Here is a 2,698-nt window from a genome sequence, read left to right as displayed (position 1 = left end):
TCCTCAATCCGAGTATCGCCAACAGAATCACATCCCGACGCCATCCAGCCAATCAAAAGCGAGTCATTCACCTCAAACGATGTGTGCATCCCCTAACCACTTTGTGGGGGCGAGGAAATGGTAATCGCCGAGGGTGCGGCCTCGCAAGCCTGGGTTCCTCGCCCCCACCAAAGGCGGGGGAGAGGTGGCTCGGCGCGCAGCGCCGAGACGGAGCGGGGGCAGCGCCGGTGGGGATTACGCACAGCTTCGAAGCGCCCCCTACCCTTTGCCGCCGTTCGCCCCGCTCCCCCACAGCGCGCGCTGGAACAAGCCGCGCTYCTTCCTCCTTGGCGCAAGCTCGACATCGCTGACAAGCCGCGCCCCGCCCTCGCGCCGCTCCAGCGTGATCTTTCGCGTGTGGAACGCTTCCAGCTCGGCGCGGTGGGCGACGCTGATGATGGTGACCCTGGGCAGTTGCTGGATCACCGTCTGCATCATCTTATCCTGGCTCTTCTCGTCCAGCGCCGAGGTCGCCTCGTCGAGCACGACGATGTCGGGCGCGTGCAGCAGAAGGCGGGCGAAGGCCAGGCGCTGCTTCTCGCCGCCCGACAGCGTCTGGTCCCAGGGCGCCTCCTCCTCCAGCCGGTCCTTCAGATAGGCAAGGCCGACCTTGTCGAGGGCAGCGTCGATCTCCTTCGTCTTCCAGTTGTCGGCGGCGGCCGGATAGGCGGTGGCGCGGCGCAGCGTGCCGGACGGGATATAGGGGCGCTGCGGCAGCATGAAGAGGCGCTTGCCCGGGTGGAAATCGACGCTGCCGCTGCCCCAGGGCCACAGCCCGGCGATGGCGCGCACCAGCGTCGACTTGCCGGTGCCGGATTCGCCCGAGACCAGCACGCGCTCGCCGGGCTCGATCTCCACCTCGGTTTCCTTCACCACCGATGTGCCGTCGTCGAGCGTCACGGAAAGATTTCTGAGACCGAGCATGGCGCCGTCCTCGGTCTCGCCGCGCTGGATGCGGCCCAGCCGGTCGTTCTGCTCCGCGCGCTCCAGCCCGTCGAGCGACATCATCAGCGAGGCGATACGATGCGCCGAGGCGTTCCAGTCGGCGAGCCGGGGATAATTGTCGACCAGCCAGCCGAACGCGCCCTGCACCAAAGCGAAGGCGGAGGCTGCCTGCATGACCTGTCCAAGGCTCATCGAGCCGTCGAGGAATTTCGGCGCGCATAGAAGCACCGGCACGACCGGCGCGAACAAGCTGGAGCCTTGCGAGACCAGCGTGGTCCGCATGTGCTGCCCGGTGAGCCGCGCCCAGCGGCCGAGCACGCCGGCGAAGGTGCGGTCGATGCCGGCGTTCTCCTCCTCCTCGCCGCCCAGCAGCGCGATGCTCTCGCCGTTCTCGCGCACACGCGTCAGCACGTAGCGGAACTCGGCTTCGGCCTGGTTCTTGTCCTCGGAAAGCTGGACGAAGCGGCGGCCGATGACGAACATCGAGGTCGACGTGATGGCCGCGTAGATGACCGCGGTGACGACCAGGAAGCCGGGCACGGTGATTGTGGAGCCGCCAAGGGTAAAACTCAGCGCGCCGCCGATGGTCCACAAGACGACGATGAAGGTCGAGGCCGACAGGAAGGCGTTGAGGACGCCGGCGACAAAGTCGACCGGCGATTCCGTGGCGATGCGCAGATCCTCGGTCAGGCGGGCCTCGGGGTTGGCATGGTCGCCCTTGACGAGGTTGAGCTGGTAGTAGCGGCCACTGGYCAGCCAGCGCTGGATGACCGCCGTGGTCAACCAGGAGCGCCAGCGGCGCTGCATGGTCATGCGCAGGTAGACCTGGGCGACGACCAGGCTGATGCTGCCGGCGACCAGCGGCAGGAAGACGGCGCTGAGCCAATAGACGGTGTGGGCGTCGCGCTGCTCGATGGCGTCGAAGATCGCGCGATTCCAGCGGTTGATGCCGTATTGAAAACCGACATTGACGCAGATCAGCGTGAGCAGCCCGATCGTCAGCGGCCAGGCGAGCTTGTCGCCATGCAAACCCCAATAGCCGCGCCCGCTTATCCAGAAGCGCCTCAGCAGATATTTCTTGCGCGCCCGCTCGGCCTCTTCGGGCGAAAGCGCGGGACCGGGCTCGGCGGCCTCGGGCGGCGGCGACCCGGCGTGGCCGATGGYCTCGGGCGCGGCGTCGGCGGGTGCTTTTTCTTCGCGCGGGCTCTCGCCGGCCCGTGGCTTGCCTTGCCGCGACTTGTCGCCTTTCAGCCCGTCTTCTGGTTTGTCTTCCGCAGCCTTATCCGTGCGCGGTTTCGCAGTGCCGCGCGGTTTCTGCTGGCGCGGCTTTTCGTGGCGCGGGGCATTGGGGCGCGACATCGCCGGGCGCGTCTTGCTTTCACCGCGCTCAATGGCGCTGTCGTCCGCTTTCGGTTTGCGCTTGGYCGGGGGCATCGCGCGACAACGGCCCAAAAATCAAAAGGTTTCATGYGGGCCGCCCGGGCCAATCGCATAGCGCGCTCCCCCTCTCCGTCTCGGGTTCGCCGARCCACCTCTCCCCCACCTTTGGYGGGGCGAGGAACCCGGACTTTCGGAGGCCGCGCCCGTTCGCGATTGGCGCTTCCTCGCCCCCATGAAATGGCTAGGGGATGCACACATCTTTTGAAGTGAATGACTCGCTTTTGATTGGCGATCTTGTGTTGGGCTGTGATTCCGTCTGCGATGCGTTGATGGA

At 66.5% G+C, this 2,698-nt stretch carries 1 protein-coding gene; it reads right to left on the bottom strand.

Features of this window, described 5'->3' with window-relative positions:
* Window positions 1-258 precede the first annotated feature (258 nt).
* Window positions 259-2,343 carry an ABC transporter ATP-binding protein/permease gene (locus LCM4576_RS04820; protein WP_071030799.1) on the bottom strand — a complete coding sequence of 695 codons (2,085 nt, stop codon included), beginning with the start codon at window positions 2,341-2,343 and terminating at the stop codon, window positions 259-261.
* Between the last annotated feature and the right edge of the window lie 355 nt (window positions 2,344-2,698).

It is taken from the genome of Mesorhizobium sp. LCM 4576 (assembly GCF_001854815.1).
Taxonomy (GTDB): Bacteria; Pseudomonadota; Alphaproteobacteria; order Rhizobiales; family Rhizobiaceae; genus Mesorhizobium; species Mesorhizobium plurifarium.
Note: the sequence above shows the minus strand (reverse complement) of the source record. Positions and strands in the feature narration are given on the sequence as shown.